This window comes from Mycobacterium sp. 4858, from assembly GCF_900240975.1.
Classification (GTDB): domain Bacteria; phylum Actinomycetota; class Actinomycetes; order Mycobacteriales; family Mycobacteriaceae; genus Mycobacterium.
On the sequence record NZ_LT968776.1, the window covers coordinates 939,253 to 957,228 of the forward strand.

Consider the following 17,976-nt stretch of genomic DNA (forward strand, 5'->3'; position numbering starts at 1 on the left):
ATCGGGCGACCTGCGATCCCGGCCGTGCTTTCAGCAGGTCGGCGGCTGCCCCCCCGACGTGACCGCGTGCAGCGCCTCGACCGCCTGGCCGAGGGTCTCCACCTTCACCAGGCGCAGGCCGGACGGGTTGTCCGAGTTCGCCTCGTAACAGTTCTTGGCCGGCACCAGGAACACGGTCGCACCGGCCGCGTGGGCCGCGACCATCTTGTGCGTGATGCCGCCGATCTGGCCGACCTTCCCGTCGGCCGAGATGGTGCCGGTCCCCGCGATGAACTTCGACCCGGCCAGGTCACCGGTGGTCAGCTTGTCGACCACCGCCAGGCTGAACATCAAGCCGGCCGACGGGCCGCCCACGTTGGCGAGGTTGAAGTTGACCACGAAAGGCGCCCAGGGCGCGGTCAGGACGGCCACACCGAGGAAGCCGTAGTCGCGGTCCTTGTTCGCGCCGAGCGTAATTTGCGTGACGCCGGCCGGTTCGTTCTTGCGCCGGTAATCGATCGTCACCGTCTGACCGGGTTTGGTGCCCTTGAGCAGCCCGGTGAACTGCTCGACGTCGGCCACCGGGGTGCCGTTGACGGCGTCGATGGCGTCGCCGTCCTTCAGCTTGCCCGCCGACGGGCCCGGATCGGTGACCTTCGCGACGGTGACCGCGGCCGGGTACTTGAGGTAGCCCAGGGCGGCGTACTCGGCACTGTCCTCGGAGTCCTTGAAGTCCGCGTTGTTGGCCTTGTCGACCTCGTCCCGCGACTTGCCCGGCGGGTAGATCAGGTCGCGCGGGACCAGCTGCTCCTGGCCGGAGAGCCACAGCGTCAGCGCCTCCCCCAGGGTCAGCTCGTCGCGCTGAGAGACCGTGGTCATGTTCAGGTGCCCGGTGGTCGGATGCGTCGCGGTGCCCTCGATCGCCACCACCTGCTTGCCGTCGACCTCGCCGAGCGTGTCGAAGGTGGGGCCGGGGCCCAGCGAGACGAACGGCACCGTCACCACCGCGAGCAACACGCCGAAGACCAGGATCGGCACCAGCGCGACCATCAAGGTCAGAATCCGCCTGTTCACGCCGATCACACTAGACGGCGCCCGACGCGCCCGGTTCAGCCACAAGCTGACCCGAGACCGCCCCTCGGGTTCCCGCGGTGAGTACCGTTGACGGTATGGCTGACCTGCCTTTCGGCTTCTCCCCCGGAGAAGACCCCGACAAACCCGGGAAGAAGGACCCCCACTCGGGGTCCGGCGGCTCCGATCCGTTCGGGGCGTTCGGGATGGGCGACCTGGGACAGATCTTCACCCAGCTCGGTCAAATGTTTTCCAGCGCCGGCACCGTGATGGCCGGCGGCGAGACGTCGGGACCGGTCAACTACGAGTTGGCGCGCCGGGTGGCGACCAACTCGATCGGGTTCGTGGCGCCGATCCCGGCCACCACGCAGTCGGCGATCGCCGACGCGGTGCACCTCGCCGAAACCTGGCTGGACGGCGCCACCGCGCTGCCCGCGGGCACGAGCAAGGCGGTGGGCTGGACTCCGGCCGACTGGGTCGACAACAGCCTCCAGACGTGGAAGCGGTTGTGCGACCCGATGGCGCAGCAGATTTCGACGGTCTGGGCGTCGTCGCTGCCCGAGGAGGCCAAGAGCATGGCCGGCCCGCTGATGGCGGTGATGTCGCAGATGGGCGGCATGGCGTTCGGCTCCCAGCTGGGGCAGGCGCTCGGCCGGCTGTCGCGCGAGGTGCTGACGTCGACCGACATCGGCCTTCCGTTGGGGCCCAAGGGCGTCGCCGCCATCCTTCCCGACGCCGTCGAGTCGTTCGCGGCCGGACTCGAGCAGCCCCGCAGCGAGATCCTGACGTTCCTGGCCGCACGGGAGGCCGCCCACCACCGGCTGTTCAGCCACGTGCCCTGGCTCTCGAGCCAGCTGCTGGGCGCCGTCGAGGCCTACGCGCGCGGCATGCAGATCGACATGAGCGGGATCGAGGAGCTGGCCCGCGACTTCAACCCGGCGACGTTGTCCGATCCGGCTGCCATCGAAAACCTCTTGGGACAAGGCGTTTTCGAGCCCAAGGCGACCCCGGCGCAGACGCAGGCGCTGGAACGCCTCGAGACGCTGCTGGCGTTGATCGAGGGCTGGGTGCAGGTGGTGGTGACCGCGGCCCTGGGCGACCGCATCCCGGGGGCGGCCGCGCTCAGCGAGACGCTGCGCCGCCGCCGCGCCACCGGCGGTCCGGCCGAGCAGACGTTCGCGACCCTGGTGGGCCTGGAGCTGCGGCCCCGCAAGATGCGCGAAGCCGCCGCCCTGTGGGAGCGCCTCACCGAGGCCGCCGGCGTGGACGCCCGCGACGCCATCTGGCAACACCCCGACCTGTTGCCCGACGCCGAGGACCTCGACGACCCGGCCGGCTTCATCGACCGGGTCATCGGCGGTGACACCAGCGGCATCGACGAGGCGATCGCCAAGCTGGAGGAGAACCCCGAGGACCCGGGCCCCGGTCCCGTGCAAAACTGACTCGCGCCATACCACGAAACACCCTGCCTCACAAGGTAATTCGCGCATAGTTCACGCACTGTTCCCCACGTCTACGGGTAGCGTGCGCGATGCTTGGCAAAGGTCGATCGGGTCGGCCCGGTGCACTACGCTAGCAACGCGATGCTGGCTACGGACGGATCGATTGAGGTGGGGAAATGCGAACACAACCAATCTTCGCTGCGGGGCTGGCGGTAGTCGCCCTGGCCTTCAGCGCAGGGCTCGCGCAAGCGGATCCTGCCCCGGACCCGAATGACCCCGGCAACATAGCCAACTGGCCCTGCGGCGTGACGGTCGGACCGGTAACCACGACGAACGGAACGGTCATCGGCATACGCGGCGGCAAGCCGTGCCCACCACCGCCGCCGCCGCCGCCCGCACCGGCCGGACAACCCTGACGCTTACGGCCAAGGTTGACGGCGACGCGATCCCACGTTGGTCCTGTGGATAACTGACCGGGCCCATCGCCTCCGGCGTGGCACAGTGCACCCGTGTCACCGGTTCCCACCTATGCGCTGGACCCGGCCATGCCGGTGCTGCTGCGCCCCGACGGCGCGGTGCAGGTCGGCTGGGATCCCCGCCGGGCCGTGCTGGTGCGCCCCCCGGGTGACCTGACCGCGGCGGAGCTGGCCGGCTTGCTGCGGTCCATGCGATCACCGATGCCGCTCTCGGAGTTGCGCCGCCGGGCCGCCGACCGCGGCCTGCAGGACGCCGCGGGGCTGAGCGACCTGGTCGCCCGGCTGGTCGGTGCGGGCGTCGCCACCGAATGCGCGACGTCCCGCGGCCGGGCGCCGTCCATCCGGATCCACGGCCGCGGACCGCTCTCGGAGCTGCTGGTCGAGGCGTTGCGCTGCTCGGGCGCACGGATCGCCCACAGCAGCCAACCGCACGCCGCCGTGTCGGTCGGCGCCGTCGACCTGGTGGTGCTGTCCGATTACCTGGTCGCCGATCCCCGCATGGTCCGCGAGTTGCACGCCGAGCGCGTCCCCCACCTGCCGGTACGGGTCCGTGACGGCGTCGGGCTGGTCGGTCCGCTGGTCATCCCCGGCACCACCAGTTGCCTGGGCTGCGCCGACCTGCATCGGCGCGACCGCGACGCGGCGTGGCCGGCGATCTCGGCGCAGCTGCGGGAAACCGTCGGCGTGGCCGACCGGGCCACGCTGCTGGCGACCGCGGCGCTGGCGCTGAGCCAGGTGAACCGGGTGATCGCGGCGGTCCGCAACCAAGAGGCCGTACCCGAGCCCCAGACGTTGAACGCCACACTGGAATTCGACCTCAACGCGGGCGTCATCGTCGCGCGCGAATGGACCCGGCATCCGCTCTGCGCGTGCTGACGGCGCGGAACTAACCCAGGCGCCCCTGCTCCGGAACGTTCGCCGACACCGATTCGTAGGCCGTCGCGAGCTGGTGCAGGATCTCCGCGGTCAGGGTGCGGTCGGTGCGGTGTTTGTCCAGCGTTTCGATGATCGCCCTGAACAGGGAGTCCGCGGCGTCGTGCTGCGATTGTTTTGCTGACATAGCCTGGCCGATACCGCCTTTCGGAAGCGTCCTTCGCGGGGCCGGCTGGTGCGACCCGCAAGGACAACTTAGGGCCACCGGCCGCCGGCCGCGCGGCTAGGAGATGTTGTGAAGATCAAGCGCGAGCCGAGCCGGCCGTCATGGATGATGGATACGTGGCAGACATCAAACGTGGCCGTGCGGCGCGGAACGCGAAGCTGGCCAGCATCCCGGTCGGCTTCGCCGGCCGCGCGGCGCTCGGCTTCGGCAAACGGCTGACCGGCAAGTCGAGGGACGAAGTCCAGGCCGAATTGATGGAGAAAGCCGCCAACCAGCTGTTCACCGTCTTGGGCGAGCTCAAAGGCGGGGCGATGAAGGTGGGCCAGGCCCTGTCGGTCATGGAGGCCGCCATCCCGGACGAGTACGGCGAGCCGTACCGCGAGGCGTTGACCAAGCTGCAGAAGGATGCCCCGCCGCTGCCGGCCAACAAGGTGCATCGGGTGCTCGACGGCCAGCTGGGCACCAAGTGGCGCGAACGGTTCAGTTCGTTCGACGACAAGCCCGTCGCGTCGGCCAGCATCGGCCAGGTGCACAAGGCGGTCTGGTCCGACGGCCGCCCGGTGGCCGTCAAGATCCAGTACCCGGGCGCCGACGAGGCGCTGCGCGCCGACCTCAAGACCATGCAGCGGATGGTCGGCGTGGTCAAACAGCTCGCCCCGGGCGCCGACGTCCAGGGCATCGTCGACGAACTCGTCGAACGCACCGAGATGGAACTCGACTACCGGCTGGAGGCCGACAACCAGCGCGCGTTCGCCAAGGCCTACGAGGGACACCCGCACTTCGCGATCCCCCACGTCGTTGCCAGCGCACCCAAGGTCGTGGTCCAGGAGTGGATCGACGGCTTGCCGCTGGCCGAGATCATCCGCACCGGCACCCGCGAGCAGCGCGACCTCATCGGCACGCGGCTGCTCGAGCTCACCTTCGACGCGCCGCGACGGCTGGGGATGCTGCACGGCGACGCCCACCCGGGCAACTTCATGCTGCTGCCCGACGACCGGATGGGCGTCATCGACTTCGGCGCCGTCGCCCCCCTTCCGGGCGGCTACCCGATCGAGCTGGGCATGACGATCCGCCTGGCCCGCGACAAGAACTACGACCTGCTGTTGCCGACGATGGAGAAGGTCGGGTTCATCCAGAAAGGCCAGCAGGTGTCGGTGCGCGACATCGACGAGATGCTGCGCCAGTACGTCGAGCCCATCGAGGTCGACGAATTCCACTACACGCGCAAGTGGCTGCAGCGCATGACCGTGGGCCAGATCGACCGGTCGGTGTCGCAGATCAAGACCGCCCGGCAGATGGACCTGCCGCCCAAGCTGGCCATCCCGATGCGCGTCATCGCCTCGGTGGCCGCGATCCTGTGCCAGCTGGACGCCCGGGTGCCGATCAAGGCGCTGTCCGAGGAGCTGATCCCCGGCTTCGCCGAGCCCGACAGCGCCATCGTCTAGGCCGCGGCCTCGTCTTTGCGGGGCCGCCCGCGCGGTCGTTTGAAGGTCAGGATCGAGCCCCGGTCGAGGATCTCGCCGCCCCACACCCCCCACGGCTCGGCCCGCTCCAGCGCCGACGCCAGGCACTGCCGCCGGATCGGGCAGCCCCCGCAGAGGGCCTTGGCGCGCTCGAGGTCGGCCGGGGCGTCAGCGAACCAGAGGTCGGGGTCGCCGGCGTGACACGGCAACACCGCCGACGGCTGTCCGGGGACGGTCAGTACCGGCATGTCCTGCTCACCTGCTTCCTGGTCGGGGCTTCCTTCTTGTTCGGATCCGGACCAGGTAGCGGGCTTGCGCCCGAAAAGACTGTGGCCACGGATCCTTGACTTCGGGTCCGTGGCCATTCGGTGAAAACCGGGGAGTTACGTAGCCATTCGGTGGACCCCGAGTCGCACGGACGCGTTCGTCGCGGCGGCGGCGGCGCGATGCTTGAGCGCGGCCGCCGGCACGGCGGTGTGGGCGGCATGCTTAAGCGCGGCCGCCAGGACGGCCACGCCCACACCGAACACGTCGTTGATCATCGCGGCCACCCTCCTTCCATTAGCGCAGGACGCGGTTTCGAGGGTAGATCGTCGCCGCCGTTCACCACAACCGATTTTCTGACCTGCGCCTTTACCGGTCAGCGTGCGCGTACCAGCTCCAGGACGTCGGGCCCGTACTGTTCCAGCTTGCGCGCGCCGATGCCGGGGATGGCGATCAGCGCGTCCTCGTCGTCGGGCCGCAGCTCGGCGATCGCGATCAGCGTGTTGTCGGTGAACACGACGTACGCGGGCACCTTCTGCTCCTTGGCGATGTCCAGCCGCCACGCCTTGAGCCGCAGTAGCAACTCCTCGTCGACGTCGGCCGCACACGTCTCACAGCGCCGCAGCATGACCGCCGCCGCGGTGGACAGGTCCTTGTTGCAGATCCGGCAGCGCGTCGCGGTGCCCTTGTTGCGACGGGACTTGGCCGGCGTGGCGTCGGCGCGCGCCTGCGGCGCGATGCCGTTCAGGAACCGTGACGGCTTGCGGCCCTGCCGCCCGCCGGGGCTGCGGGCCAGCGCCCAGCTGAGCGCCAGATGCGTTCGCGCCCTGGTGATTCCGACGTAGAGCAGCCGACGCTCCTCTTCGACGGCCTCGCTGTCGGGGCCGTGCGCCAGCGCGTGCGAGATGGGCATGGTGCCGTCGGCCAGGCCGACCAGGAACACCGCATCCCACTCCAGACCCTTGGCTGCGTGCAGCGAGGCCAGCGTGACGCCCTGCACCACCGGTGGGTGCCGCGCGTCCGCGCGCAACCGGAGTTCGGCGAGCAGGCCGGTGAGCTCCAGCTGCGGCCGCTGAGCCACCTCGTCGTCGACCAACTCGGCCAGCGCGGTCAGCGCCTCCCAGCGCTCCCGGGCGCGGGTGCCGACCGGCGGCTCCGCCGTCAGCCCGAGGGGTTCCAGGACCCCCCGCACGACCGCGGGCAGCGGCCCCGCCGAACCGTTTTCGGCACCGCGCTCGGCCGCCCGCTGCAGTGCCACCAGCGCCTGCTTGATCTCTTGACGGGTGAAGAACCCCTCGCCGCCCCGGACCTGATAGGGGATGCCGGCCTCGGTCAACGCCTCCTCATAGGCCTCCGACTGGGCATTGACGCGGTACAGCACGGCGATCTCCGACGACGGAGTGCCCGATTCGATCAGCCGGGCTATCGAAGCCGCGACCGCGGCGGCCTCGGCCGGTTCGTCGGGATGCTCGCGGAACGACGGCGCCGGCCCCGGCGGGCGCTGGCCCACCAGGTGCAGCTTGCTGCCGGCGACCCGGCCGCGCGCCGCGGCGATCACCTGGTTGGCCAGCGACACCACCTGGGGGGTGGAGCGGTAGTCACGTTCCAGGCGGACCACAGTGGCGTCGGGATAGCGCCGCGAGAAGTCGAGCAGGAAGCGCGGTGAGGCCCCGGTGAACGAATAGATGGTCTGGTTGGCGTCGCCGACGACGGTCAGGTCGTCCCGGTCGCCGAGCCACGCCGTGAGCACCCGCTGCTGCAGGGGGGTGACGTCCTGGTATTCGTCGACGACGAAGCAGCGGTAGCGGCCCCGGAACTCGTCGGCCACCGCGGCGTCGTTCTCGATCGCGGCGGCGGTGTGCAGCAGCAGGTCGTCGAAGTCGAGCAGCGTCACGGACTCGTCGCGAACCTTCAGCGCCTCGTAAGCGGCGTACACGGTCGCGACCCGGGCGGCGTCCAACGGGATGTCCCGGCCGGCCGCCGCCACGGCGGCCGGGTAGTCCTCGGGACCGATCAGCGACGCCTTGGCCCACTCGATCTCGCCCGCCAAGTCGCGGACGTCCTCGGTGCTGGCGTTGATCCGGGAGCGGCTGGCCGCCCGCGCCACCACCGCGAACTTGGTGTCCAGCAGCTGCCAGCCGGTGTCGCCGACCACCCGGGGCCAGAAGTACCGCAGCTGCCGGTGCGCGGCGGCGTGAAATGTCAGGGCCTGCACCCCGCCGACGCCGGTGTCCGTGCCCGCGGCGGCGTCCAGCGCGCGCAGCCGGGAACGCATCTCCCCCGCGGCCCGCTGGGTGAAGGTGACCGCCAGCACCTGCCCGGCGGCCACGTGACCGCTCGCCACCAGCTGGGCGATGCGGTGCGTGATGGTGCGGGTCTTGCCGGTCCCGGCGCCCGCGAGCACACAGACCGGGCCGCGCGGAGCCAGCACCGCCTCGCGCTGCTCGTCGTCCAGCCCGGCGGTCAAGGCGTCGGCGACCGTCGGCATGGCGTCCATCTTGACAGCGAAGGCCGACAAAGCGGGGCGCCGCCCGGTGCGCGTCGGCGAGTTGCCGTGACACGCCGGCACGCGCGCGACGCCCCCGGCGCGGAACACGGTGCCGCCCGGCTACGTTAACGGGCTATGACCTCTGCCCCGATCACCGTCTACACCACCTCGTGGTGTGGCTACTGCCACCGCCTGATGACCGTGCTGAAGTCCAACGGAATCCCTTACCAGGCGGTCGACATCGAGCAGGACCCCGCGGCGGCCGAGTTCGTCGGTTCGGTCAACGGCGGCAACAGGACGGTCCCGACGGTGAAGTTCGCCGACGGGTCGACGCTGACCAACCCGAGTGCGGCCCAGGTCAAGGCCAAACTCGCCGAGACCGGAGCCTGAGGTCCCGGCGCGTCGACACGCCGCCGGCGTTGACCAAGTACTCATCGGACTCGCCGCGCGGCCCTAACATAGGTGACCATGGCGTCGAGTTCGCGGTCGAGCCGTTTTCGCCGGCGCCTGTCGGTGCTGGGCAGGGCTTCGGCCGTCATCGCCTGCGGCGCCGCGGTGGTCGTGTCGGCGTGCTCGCACCCGCCGAGCAAAACCGCGGCGACGGCTCCCGAACACGCCTACGCCGAATCATTGGTCATCAGCCTGGCCGACGCGCGTCGCATCGCCAATTTCGAAGGGCTGCAACCGTATTCGTATGCCGACCGGCACGAACCACCGCGCGATAACGTCGGCAGCCCGCCCGGCCCCTGCCGCGCGGTCGGATCCACCGACCTCACGTTCGCCGGGGGCTGGAAGGAATACCGCTCGGTGGGCTACAGCGGCTCGACCGACGACCTGAGGCCCGGCGGCATCGCCCCGATCAACGAGATCACCAACACCGTCGCCGTCTATCCCGACGCGACCGCCGCGCGCGGAGCGCTCAACCAGCTGAACGCGACACTGGACCAGTGCGTTTCGCTGCATCACACCGGCTACGACTTCGTCCTGAACAAGCCGGACACGCAGACGCTCAAGCTCGGCTCCGACGGGTGGATTCACCTGTACGCGGTGAAGTCCTCGGTGCTGGTGTCCGTGGGCGTGCTCGGCATCGAACCCACCGAGCAGGTCGCCAACACGGTCCTGCAGACGGTGACCGACCGCATCAAGTAGGGGTCAGTCGAGCGCGGCCCAGGACTCGATGATCACCCGCGCGATCGAGATCGACCCCGGCAGCAGCAATTTCGACTCCGCCGAACTGGACCAGTCGCCGGCCGCCAGCGCCGCGCGCACCTCGTCGCGGGTGAACCAGGCCGCCTCGGCGATCTCGCCGTCGTTGAACGAGAAGTCCTCCGCCGGGTCCGCGACGGCGTGGAAGCCGACCATCAGCGAGCGGGGGAACGGCCACGGCTGGCTGCCCAGGTAACGCACGTCGCTTACGGACAGGCCGATTTCCTCGCGGATCTCGCGCGCGACGCAGACCTCGAACGATTCACCGGCCTCGACGAATCCGGCCAGCAGCGAGAACATCCGCTCCGGCCACACCGCCTGGCGGGCCAGCACCGCGCGGTCACCGCCGTCGTGGACCAGGCAGATCACCGCCGGGTCGATGCGCGGGAACTCCTCGTGACCGGTGACGGGGTTGACTCGCGCCCAGCCCGCCCGCGCCGGCCTGGTCGGTGAACCGTCCACAGAGCTGTACCGGGCGGAGTCATGCCAATTGAGCAGCGCGAGCGCCGACGACACCAGCTGGCTGCTGGTGTCGTCCAGGATGGAGCCGAGCCCGCGCAGGTTCACCACCTCGGCGCGCACGTCCGGGTCCTCGGGCGCCTCCAGCGCGCCGCGGACGGCCCACACGTGCCGGTCGTTGTCGATGCGGCCCAGGAACACCGCATCCGGTGGCGGCGTGTCGCCCAGCCGGGCCGCGGCGCCGAGCACCACTCGGCCGTCGGCGACCAGCACCTGGCTGCGCGAATCCACCCGCAGCAGCGCCGCGTCGGCCCACCCGGCGGCGGCCGCTTCGACGTCGGTGCGCAGTTGGTCGGCGCGGTCGGCACCGACACGCGACAGCAACGGGACGTTGTGCAGCTGAAAGTCCGCGATCGCCATCAGTGCCCGGCCTGCCGGATGTAGAGCAGCCGGTCGTTGGCCTCCACAGCGTCCACCTCGGGCGCCCCGATACGCAGCAGCTGGCCGTCGCGCACCACGCCGAGCACGATGTCGCGCAGATGCCGCGGGGAGCCGCCGACCTCGGCCGGCTCCACCTCCCGCTCGGCGATCGCCAGCCCGACGTCGGGGGTCAGCAGGTCCTCGATCATCTGCACGACGCTGGGCGTGGTCGTGGCCAGGCCGAGGAGGCGCCCGGCGGTCGCCGAGGACACCACCACCGAGTCCGCGCCCGATTGCTGTAGCAGGTGCTGGTTTTCGGCCTCCCGGATGGACGCCACGATCTTGGCGTTGGGCGCGATCTCCCGCGCGGTCAACGTCACCAGCACCGCGGTGTCGTCGCGGCTGGTGGCCACGATGATCGAGGCCGCGTGTTGCGCGCCGGCCAGCCGCAGCACGTCGGCCTTGGTGGCGTCGCCGTGCACGGTGACCAGCCCGGCGCTGGCGGCGTGCTCGAGGGTGGTCCGATCGGTATCGACGACGACGACGTCGCCCTGGGCGGCCTCGTCACCGAGGATGGCGGCGACCGCCGTCTTCCCCTTGGTGCCGTAGCCGATCACGATCGTGTGGTTGCGCACTCTGCTCCTCCAACGCTGAATCTTCCACCCTTGCCGGGACCGCTCGGAGAGCACTTCCAAGGTCGTGCCGACCAACACGGCCAGGAAGGCGATCCGCAGCGCCGTGAAGATCAGGGTGTGCACCAAGCGCGCGGTTTCGGTGTACGGGGTGATGTCGCCGTAGCCGGTCGTCGAGAGCGACACCGCCGAGAAGTACACGCAGTCCAGGAATGTCAGCGGCTGGCCCCGCACATCGCGGTACCCGTTGCGGTCCGCGTAGACGATGACGGCCGCGGCGAACAACACCACCAAGGCGATGGCCACCCGGCGGGTGATGACGCGGATGGGGCTGGCGTGCTCCTCGGGGATGCGCACCACGCCGACCAACTGATGGCCTCGCTGGGCGGACAGCGTCTCTTCCAGACTGCTCAGTTGCCGGGACTTACCGTTGCGCACGGCGGTCCGTGATCGGCTCGACGCCAGCGCAGGAGACACGCACGCCTCAATGAAACCACGATCCCGCCCCCGGTACTCGGGCAGCGCGGGTCACCCGGGACCGGCCACCAACCCGGCCAGTTCGTCGGGAGCGGGCAGATCGTCGGGAGCGATCGTGGTGCGGGCGCGCACGTAATAGAAGGCAGTCCGCACCGACGATTCCGCAACACCCGACAACGCGGCCCACGCCAAGCGGTAGACGGCGAGCTGGACGGCGGCCTGCCGCATGGCCTCCGATCCGTGCGGCGGTTCGCCGGTCTTCCAGTCCACGACCGTGGCGCCGCCGTCGGGGTCGGCAAACACCGCGTCGATCCGGCCCCGCACCAGAGTGGCGCCGATCGGCATCTCGAACGGCACCTCCACGGCGATCGGGGTGCGCGCCGCCCACGGCGATTCGGCGAACGCGGCCTGCAACCCGGCCAATTCCCGGGTATCGCCCACGCCGGAGTCCGCCGCGCCCGGCAGGTCGGCGAGATCGAACAGGCACTCGGCGCCGTAGAACTGCTGAACCCAGGCGTGAAATGCGTTGCCCAGCAACGCATGCTGATCCGGGCGGGCCGGCAGCCGATGCCTGAGACGCCGCACCGCGCCCGCGGGGTCTCGCGCCAGGTCCACCAGGCCGCTCACCGACAGCTGGCTGGGCAACGCCCCGGCGGGCGGTGCGGCCAACCGCGCACGCTCAGCCAGTAGCGCGTCGACGTCGGTGGCCCAACCCTCGATGTCGGCACCCCGCTCTCCCCCGTCGCCCGACATCGCACGGGTGACCAACGCCGCGCCGCGCTCGACGTCGATGCGCCGGGCGGCCAGCGGGTCGGCGGGCCAGACGGCCTCGAGAGTGTTGTCGCGCAACGGGTTCCGGTCACCGTCGGCGGGCGCGGGCGCCCACCGGTCCACCACCCCGCAGGGCTCGCCGGCCGCGGCCGAACGGTCGATGACCTCCTTGATCTCGCACAGGAAGTCCGACGGGCCGCGCGGTTTGATCCCGGTGGCACCCCAATGGTGACCCGACACCAACAGGGTGTCCTCGGCCCGCGTGATGGCGACATACAGCAGTCGGCGCTCCTCGTCGACGCGCCGCTGTTCGAGCTGGCGGCGATGCTCGGAGATCTTGTCGGACAGCTGCTTTCGATTGGTGACGTCGGTGATGTCCAGCACCGGGATGCCGAGTGCGCCCGCCGAGGCGCGGTCGCCCCGCAACAGGGGTGGCAGCTCGGCCGCGTCGGTGAGCCAGGAGCTCCTGGAGGCGGTCGACGGGAAGACGCCGCCCGACAGGTGCGCCACCGCCACCAGCTGCCACTCCAGCCCCTTGGCGGAGTGCACCGTGAGCACCTGGACGCGGTCACGCGCGGCCACCACCGGGGCGGGCGGCAACCCGTTCTCGACCGACTCCGCCACGTCCAGAAAGGCCAGCAGCCCCGACACCGATGTCGTTGCGCAACGGTCCGGTCCGCCGGCGGCGTCGGCCCGCTCGGCGTAGCCGGCGACGACGTCGGCGAACGCGTCGAGGTGTTCGGTGCCGGTCCAGCCCGCGTTCGCGCCCGCCGCGGCGCGGACCTCGCAATCGACGCCCAGCACCCGGCGCACCTCGGCGACCAGGTCCGGCAGCGAATGGCCCAGGTGGCCGCGGAGGGCGCGCAGCTCGGCGGCCACCGCGGCGATGCGCCGATATCCCGCGGCCGAATACGCTTCGGCCGGGCCGGGATCGGCGAGGGCATCGGCCAGGCACGCGGCGTCGGCGTCCGGGCCCGCGGCCATCGCGATCGATTCCGGCGCGGCGGCCGCACCCGCGCTCGGGGCGTCGGCGAGTTGGCGGGCGCGCCGCCAGAGCGCGGCGATGTCCCGGCCCCCGAGGCGCCAGCGCGGGCCCGTGAGCACCCGCATCGCCGCCGCGCCCGCGGTCGGGTCGGCGACCAGCCGCAGCATCGCCACGACGTCGGCGACCTCGGGGACCGAGAGCAGCCCCGCCAGTCCGACCACCTCGACCGGGACTCCCCGGGCGCGCAGGGCGTCGGCGATCGGGGCGGCGTCGGCGTTGCGGCGCACCAGAACCGCGGCGGTCGGCGGGCTCACGCCGTCGGCCCGGGCCGCCCGGTACCGCGCGGCGACCTCGTCGGCGATCCACTCCCGTTCGGACTGCACATCGGCGAGCAATGCGCAGCGGACGGTCCCGGGCGGGGCGTCCGGGCGCGGCCGCAGGGCATGGACGGCGACCGATCTGCGGCGCGCCTCCGCCGATATGGCGTTGGCCAGCTGCAGGGTCCGCGGCGGGTTGCGCCAGCTCGTCCGCAGCTCCAGAACCGGCGCCGGGTTGCCGTCGGAGAGGGGGAAGTCGGTGGTGAAGCGCGGCAGGTTGGTCGCCGAGGCGCCGCGCCAGCCGTAGATCGACTGGATCGGGTCGCCGACGGCGGTCAGCGCCAGCCCGTCGTCGGCGCCACCGCCGAACAGCGCCGACAGGGCGACCCGCTGGGCGTGCCCGGTGTCCTGGTATTCGTCGAGCAGCACCACCCGGTAGCGGCCCCGCAGGTCCTCGCCGACCTGCGGGAAGTTCGCCGCAAGCCGCGCCGCGCAGGCCATCTGCACGCCGAAGTCCATGGTCTTCGCGGCGCGCATACGCTCGTGCAGCGCGTCGAGCAGCGGCACCAGCTCGGCGCGCTGGGTCTGGGTGGCCAGCAGCCGCAGCAGCCATTGGCTGGGCCCCCGCTCACGCTGATAGGGACCCGCCGGCAGGGTGTGGATCAGCCGCTCCAGCTCCAGATGGGTATCGCCGAGCTGGCGGGTGTCCACCAGGTGTTCGGCCAGTTGCCCCCACAACCGCAGCACCATCGACGTCACCGCGGCGGGGGTCTTGTCGGTATGCAGCTGGCCCCGGTACCCGCTCACGACGTCGAAGGCCAGCTGCCACAGCTCGGTCTCGCCGAGCAGCCGGGTGCCCGGCTCGATGGGCAGCAACAACCCGTAGTCGCGGATCAGCGACCCCGCGAAGGCGTGGTACGTGCTGCCCGTCGGCACGCCCGCCGGTTCCTCGGGAGCCGCCCCGTCGGGGCCCAACCCGACGCCGGCCAACCGGGCCAGCCGGGACCGCACCCGGCGCAGCAGCTGGCCGGCGGCCTTGCGGGTGAACGTCAGCCCCAGCACCTGGCCGGGCTCGGCGTAGCCGTTGGCGACCAGCCACACCACCCGCGCGGCCATGGTCTCGGTCTTTCCCGCGCCGGCGCCGGCGATGACGACCAGCGGACCGGGCGGTGCCGCGATGACGGCAGCCTGCTCCTCGGTGGGTGGGAAAAGCCCTAGCGCGCAAGCTAATTGGGCGGGGCTGTAGCGCGCGTTCACTGCGCCGCCCCGTCGGCGTGGGCCGGGCACGAGGGCCGCACGGGGCAGTGCGAGCACCCGTCGTTGCGCCGGGCGACGAACCGGGGCCCGGCGGTCGCCTCGGCCGCACGCCGCACCAGCCGGCGCCATTCGTCGCGGACGGCCGGCGTCAGCGGATCCTGTTCGCGCTCGGTGGCGCCCGAGGCCCCGGCCTTGCCGAGGTACACCAGCCGCGCGCCGCCCGGTTCGGAATCGGCCGGCTCCCCGGTCACAATTCCCTCGGCCACGGCCAGCTGATACATCGCCAGCTGGGCGTGTTGTTGGGCATCGTCTTTGCTGACCGGCGTCTTGCCGGTCTTGATGTCGACGATCACCAGGCGGCCGGCGGCGTCGCGCTCCAGCCGGTCGACCCGTCCGTGCAGCCGGACCTCGCCCCCGCCATCGGCGGACGCGCCGAGGGTTCCGTCAATCTCGACTTCGACGCCGACCTCGGTCAGCTCGCCCCGGGTCCGCACCCGCCATTCGACGAAGGCCTCGATCATCGCGCGGTGGCGCTCCAGCTCGTTGGCCGAATGCCAGTCGGCCTCGAACGGCAGATGCCGCCACGCGCGGTCCAGCTCGGCCAGCAACTCGGTTGCACTCCGCTGCGGCTCGGCGACCAGGGCGTGCAGCACCGAACCGATGGTGGAGCGCAGATCACGCGGGTTGGTTCCACCATGCCGTTCGGCCAGCCAGCGCAGCGGGCAGTCGTTGAGCATCTGCAGGGTCGACGGGGTCAACGTGACCGCCTCGCCGTCGCCACGCAGCGGTTCGCTGGTGCTGACCGGGACCAGCCCGTGCCAGGCCGCCGGCTCGGCGCCCGGGACACCGGCCCGGGCCAGTCGCGCCAGTTCCCTCGCTGCGCAGGCGCGCTCGGCGTCGTCGACGGCGCCGTCCGGTGCGCACACGACAGCTCGCAGCCGGCCGACCAGCGCGGCGGCGGACAGCACCCGGGGCGCCGAGACGGGTTGCGCGGCCGCGGCGTCGCCGCCGTCGTCTGCCCACCGGGCAAGTTCGTCGCAGAACGCGGACGGCAGCGCGGCCTCGCAGTCCGCTCCGCCGGTGTCGCTGTCCACGGCCGTCACCAGCAAGCGGCGGCGGGCCCGGCCCATGGCCGCCACAAGCAGGCGCCGTTCCTCGGCCAAAAGGGGCGCCCGCACCGACGCGTCGCCGGTGACGCCGTCAAGCACGTCCAGCAACCGCTGGGTGCCCAGCACGCCGCCGCGCGGAGCGGTGTTGGGCCACAACCCCTCTTGCAGCCCCGCGATCACCACCAGGTCCCATTCGTGACCCAATGCGGCGTGCGCGCTGAGCACCCGCACCTGGTCCACGGTCGAGACCGGCTCCTGGTTCACGCCGGGCAGGTGCAGCGCGGCGACGTGCTCGACGAGGCCGCGCAGCGACGCGCCCGACGTGCGGGAAACGTATTGATCGGTGATGTCGAACAGCGCGGTCACCGCCTCCAGGTCGCGGGTGGCCTGCGCGCCGGCGGGTCCGCCGCGTTCGGCGGCCGCCAGCCAGCGCTGCTGCAAGCCGGAGCGCTGCCAGGCGGCCCACAGGGTGTAGCGCGGGTCTTGGCCCGCACGATGGCAGCGCGCGGCGGCGTCCAGAACGGCGCGGACGCGATGCACCGGGCGGAACTGCCGGCCCGGCGGCGGCGCGTCAGCGCAGAGCGCGCCGGCCAGCAGCTCCGCGGCGTCGTCCGGGGCCGGGTTGGAGCGTTGCAGTGTTCGGCGCAGCTGCCGCAGCGAGACCGGGTCGACGCGACCGATGGGACCGGTCAACAGGGCGAGCGCGCGTTCGCCATCGAGCCCGTCGGCGGTGGCCGACAGGACGGTGAGCAGCGCCCGGGCCGCGGGCTCGTCGGACAGCGGTCCGCTTGCGGTGGGCGCGGCCACCGGCACCCCCGCGGCGGCCAACGCGCGCGGCAACCGGCTGCCGGCCCGCGGCACCGAGCGGACGATGACCGCCATCTGCGACCACGGCACGCCGTCGACCAGGTGCGCGCGCCGCAGCGTGTCGGCGATCATCGCCGCCTCCGCGTGCGCCGACGCGGCCAGGCGCACCGTGACCGATCCCTCCTCGGGCCCGGTGCCCTCGATCCGGCGGCCCCCGCTGCCGCCGGGCAGCCGGCGCGCGACGCCGCTGACGGCCCGCGCCACCGCCGGCGCGCAGCGGTGCGAGGCCGTCAGCGTCACCGACGGTGCATCGCCCTCCAGCAGCCCGGTGGATTCACCGCCACGGAAGCCGAACACCGCCTGGTTGGGATCGCCGGCGATCAACGCCAGCTCGGCGCCGGCCGCGAGCACCCGGACCAGGCGGGCCGCCTGCGGGTCGAGTTGCTGGGCGTCGTCGACCAACAAGACCCGCACCCGCGCCCGCTCGGCGGCCAGCAGCTCGGGGTCGACGGCGAAGGCCTCCAGGGCGGCGCCCACCAGCTCGGCGGCGCCCAGGGCGGGCGTCGTCGCCTGGGGGGCCGCCGTTCCCACCGCCGCCCGCAGCAGCATCACCTGCTCGTACTGCCGGGCGAACCGGCCGGCGGCCGCCCATTCCGGTCGCCGGTGACGACGGCCCAGGCGCTCCAGCTCCTGCGGGTCCACTCCGCGTTCGGCGCAGCGCGCCAACATGTTTCGCAGCTCGGTGGCGAAGCCCGCGGTGGTCAGCGCGGGGTGTAGATGGGCGGGCCACGCCGTCGCCCCGCGCGGGCCGTCCTCGAGGTCGCCGGCGAGCAACTCCCTGATGATGGCGTCCTGTTCGGCGCTGGTGACCAGCCGAGGGGGCGCATCGCCGGCCCGCTCGGCGGCCCGCCGCAAGACCGCGTACGCGTAACCGTGCACCGTGCGCACCAACGGTTCTCGGACGGCGGTCCGGCAGGGGCCGGTGGCCCGGGGCCGCAGCAACGCCGTCGTCAACGTGGCGCGCGCCGTCGTCCCCAGCCGGCCTGAACCGGTAAGCAGCAGAACCGATTGCGGGTCCAGGCCGGCGTCGATCTGAGCGACCGCGGCATCGACCAGCAGGCTGCTCTTGCCGGTGCCGGGCCCGCCCAGCACCCGGACCGGCCCGCGCGCACCGGGCAGCAGCAGAGCCCGCGCCTCGCTGTCCCAGGTGTACGACATGGCTGCATGCAATCACCAGGGTCTGACAAGTCGGTC

Annotated in this window: 14 protein-coding genes; 5 read left to right on the forward strand and 9 right to left on the reverse strand. The window is 71.9% G+C overall.

Annotation, left to right across the window (positions count from 1 at the left end; all coding sequences use genetic code 11):
• Positions 1 to 30: 30 nt before the first annotated feature.
• Entirely contained in the window at positions 31 to 1,053 is a 1,023-nt protein-coding gene (locus tag C1737_RS12890; protein ID WP_102419927.1) for a PDZ domain-containing protein, read from the reverse strand.
• Between the two features lie 77 nt (positions 1,054 to 1,130).
• On the opposite strand from C1737_RS12890, the gene C1737_RS12895 reads away from it, so the two are divergent.
• Complete coding sequence (locus tag C1737_RS12895) at positions 1,131 to 2,492, forward strand: zinc-dependent metalloprotease (protein WP_199182835.1); 1,362 nt, start codon at positions 1,131 to 1,133, stop codon at positions 2,490 to 2,492.
• Between the two features lie 545 nt (positions 2,493 to 3,037).
• Positions 3,038 to 3,844 carry a TOMM precursor leader peptide-binding protein gene (locus tag C1737_RS12900; protein WP_142393499.1) on the forward strand — a complete coding sequence of 269 codons (807 nt, stop codon included), beginning with the start codon at positions 3,038 to 3,040 and terminating at the stop codon, positions 3,842 to 3,844.
• 10 nt (positions 3,845 to 3,854) lie between these two features.
• Here the strand turns inward: C1737_RS12900 and C1737_RS26855 are convergent, their stop codons facing one another.
• Positions 3,855 to 4,028, reverse strand: coding sequence for a hypothetical protein (locus tag C1737_RS26855; RefSeq protein WP_197516316.1), 174 nt, complete (start codon positions 4,026 to 4,028; stop codon positions 3,855 to 3,857).
• A 140-nt stretch (positions 4,029 to 4,168) separates the two neighbouring features.
• On the opposite strand from C1737_RS26855, the gene C1737_RS12905 reads away from it, so the two are divergent.
• A complete protein-coding gene (locus C1737_RS12905; protein WP_067923577.1) occupies positions 4,169 to 5,512 on the forward strand; it encodes an AarF/ABC1/UbiB kinase family protein in 1,344 nt (447 codons plus the stop codon).
• Here C1737_RS12905 and C1737_RS12910 read toward each other — a convergent pair.
• The 3 genes from C1737_RS12910 to C1737_RS12915 all read right to left on the reverse strand — a co-directional run bounded on the left by C1737_RS12910 (position 5,509) and on the right by C1737_RS12915 (position 8,282).
• Positions 5,509 to 5,778, reverse strand: coding sequence for a WhiB family transcriptional regulator (locus C1737_RS12910; protein ID WP_067923580.1), 270 nt, complete (start codon positions 5,776 to 5,778; stop codon positions 5,509 to 5,511). The genes C1737_RS12905 and C1737_RS12910 overlap by 4 nt on opposite strands.
• A gap of 135 nt (positions 5,779 to 5,913) precedes the next feature.
• Complete coding sequence (locus tag C1737_RS26860) at positions 5,914 to 6,072, reverse strand: hypothetical protein (protein ID WP_199183016.1); 159 nt, start codon at positions 6,070 to 6,072, stop codon at positions 5,914 to 5,916.
• A 98-nt stretch (positions 6,073 to 6,170) separates the two neighbouring features.
• Positions 6,171 to 8,282 (reverse strand): ATP-dependent DNA helicase UvrD2, encoded by a 2,112-nt coding sequence (locus C1737_RS12915; RefSeq protein ID WP_199182966.1) that lies wholly within the window; start codon positions 8,280 to 8,282, stop codon positions 6,171 to 6,173.
• 135 nt (positions 8,283 to 8,417) lie between these two features.
• On the opposite strand from C1737_RS12915, the gene mrx1 reads away from it, so the two are divergent.
• Both mrx1 and C1737_RS12925 read left to right on the forward strand, forming a co-directional pair.
• Positions 8,418 to 8,672, forward strand: coding sequence for a mycoredoxin Mrx1 (mrx1, locus tag C1737_RS12920; protein ID WP_067923583.1), 255 nt, complete (start codon positions 8,418 to 8,420; stop codon positions 8,670 to 8,672).
• A 78-nt stretch (positions 8,673 to 8,750) separates the two neighbouring features.
• Positions 8,751 to 9,431, forward strand: coding sequence for a sensor domain-containing protein (locus C1737_RS12925; protein WP_102418584.1), 681 nt, complete (start codon positions 8,751 to 8,753; stop codon positions 9,429 to 9,431).
• A 3-nt stretch (positions 9,432 to 9,434) separates the two neighbouring features.
• Here C1737_RS12925 and nudC read toward each other — a convergent pair whose 3' ends face one another.
• The 4 genes from nudC to C1737_RS12945 form a co-directional block, all read right to left on the reverse strand.
• Positions 9,435 to 10,367, reverse strand: a complete 933-nt coding sequence (nudC, locus tag C1737_RS12930; protein WP_102418585.1) for an NAD(+) diphosphatase — start codon at positions 10,365 to 10,367, stop codon at positions 9,435 to 9,437.
• A complete protein-coding gene (locus C1737_RS12935; RefSeq protein ID WP_068098002.1) occupies positions 10,367 to 11,437 on the reverse strand; it encodes a TrkA family potassium uptake protein in 1,071 nt (356 codons plus the stop codon). The genes nudC and C1737_RS12935 overlap by 1 nt, the downstream gene beginning before the upstream one ends.
• Before the next feature lie 90 nt (positions 11,438 to 11,527).
• A complete protein-coding gene (locus C1737_RS12940; RefSeq protein ID WP_369807561.1) occupies positions 11,528 to 14,836 on the reverse strand; it encodes an ATP-dependent helicase in 3,309 nt (1,102 codons plus the stop codon).
• Complete coding sequence (locus C1737_RS12945; protein ID WP_102418586.1) at positions 14,803 to 17,940, reverse strand: ATP-dependent DNA helicase; 3,138 nt, start codon at positions 17,938 to 17,940, stop codon at positions 14,803 to 14,805. Before C1737_RS12945 ends, C1737_RS12940 begins: the two co-directional genes overlap by 34 nt.
• Positions 17,941 to 17,976 lie beyond the last annotated feature (36 nt).

What these genes read in the sequence shown, in the direction of transcription:
- C1737_RS12900 (WP_142393499.1), top strand. Translation starts at nt 3,038, where the DNA reads ATGCCGGTGCTGCTGCGCCCCGACGGCGCGGTGCAGGTCGGCTGGGAT.
- C1737_RS26855 (WP_197516316.1), bottom strand. Translation starts at nt 4,028, where the DNA reads ATGTCAGCAAAACAATCGCAGCACGACGCCGCGGACTCCCTGTTCAGG.
- C1737_RS12905 (WP_067923577.1), top strand. Translation starts at nt 4,169, where the DNA reads ATGGATGATGGATACGTGGCAGACATCAAACGTGGCCGTGCGGCGCGG.
- C1737_RS12910 (WP_067923580.1), bottom strand. Translation starts at nt 5,778, where the DNA reads ATGCCGGTACTGACCGTCCCCGGACAGCCGTCGGCGGTGTTGCCGTGT.
- C1737_RS26860 (WP_199183016.1), bottom strand. Translation starts at nt 6,072, where the DNA reads ATGATCAACGACGTGTTCGGTGTGGGCGTGGCCGTCCTGGCGGCCGCG.
- C1737_RS12915 (WP_199182966.1), bottom strand. Translation starts at nt 8,282, where the DNA reads ATGCCGACGGTCGCCGACGCCTTGACCGCCGGGCTGGACGACGAGCAG.
- mrx1 (WP_067923583.1), top strand. Translation starts at nt 8,418, where the DNA reads ATGACCTCTGCCCCGATCACCGTCTACACCACCTCGTGGTGTGGCTAC.
- C1737_RS12925 (WP_102418584.1), top strand. Translation starts at nt 8,751, where the DNA reads ATGGCGTCGAGTTCGCGGTCGAGCCGTTTTCGCCGGCGCCTGTCGGTG.
- nudC (WP_102418585.1), bottom strand. Translation starts at nt 10,367, where the DNA reads ATGGCGATCGCGGACTTTCAGCTGCACAACGTCCCGTTGCTGTCGCGT.
- C1737_RS12945 (WP_102418586.1), bottom strand. Translation starts at nt 17,940, where the DNA reads ATGTCGTACACCTGGGACAGCGAGGCGCGGGCTCTGCTGCTGCCCGGT.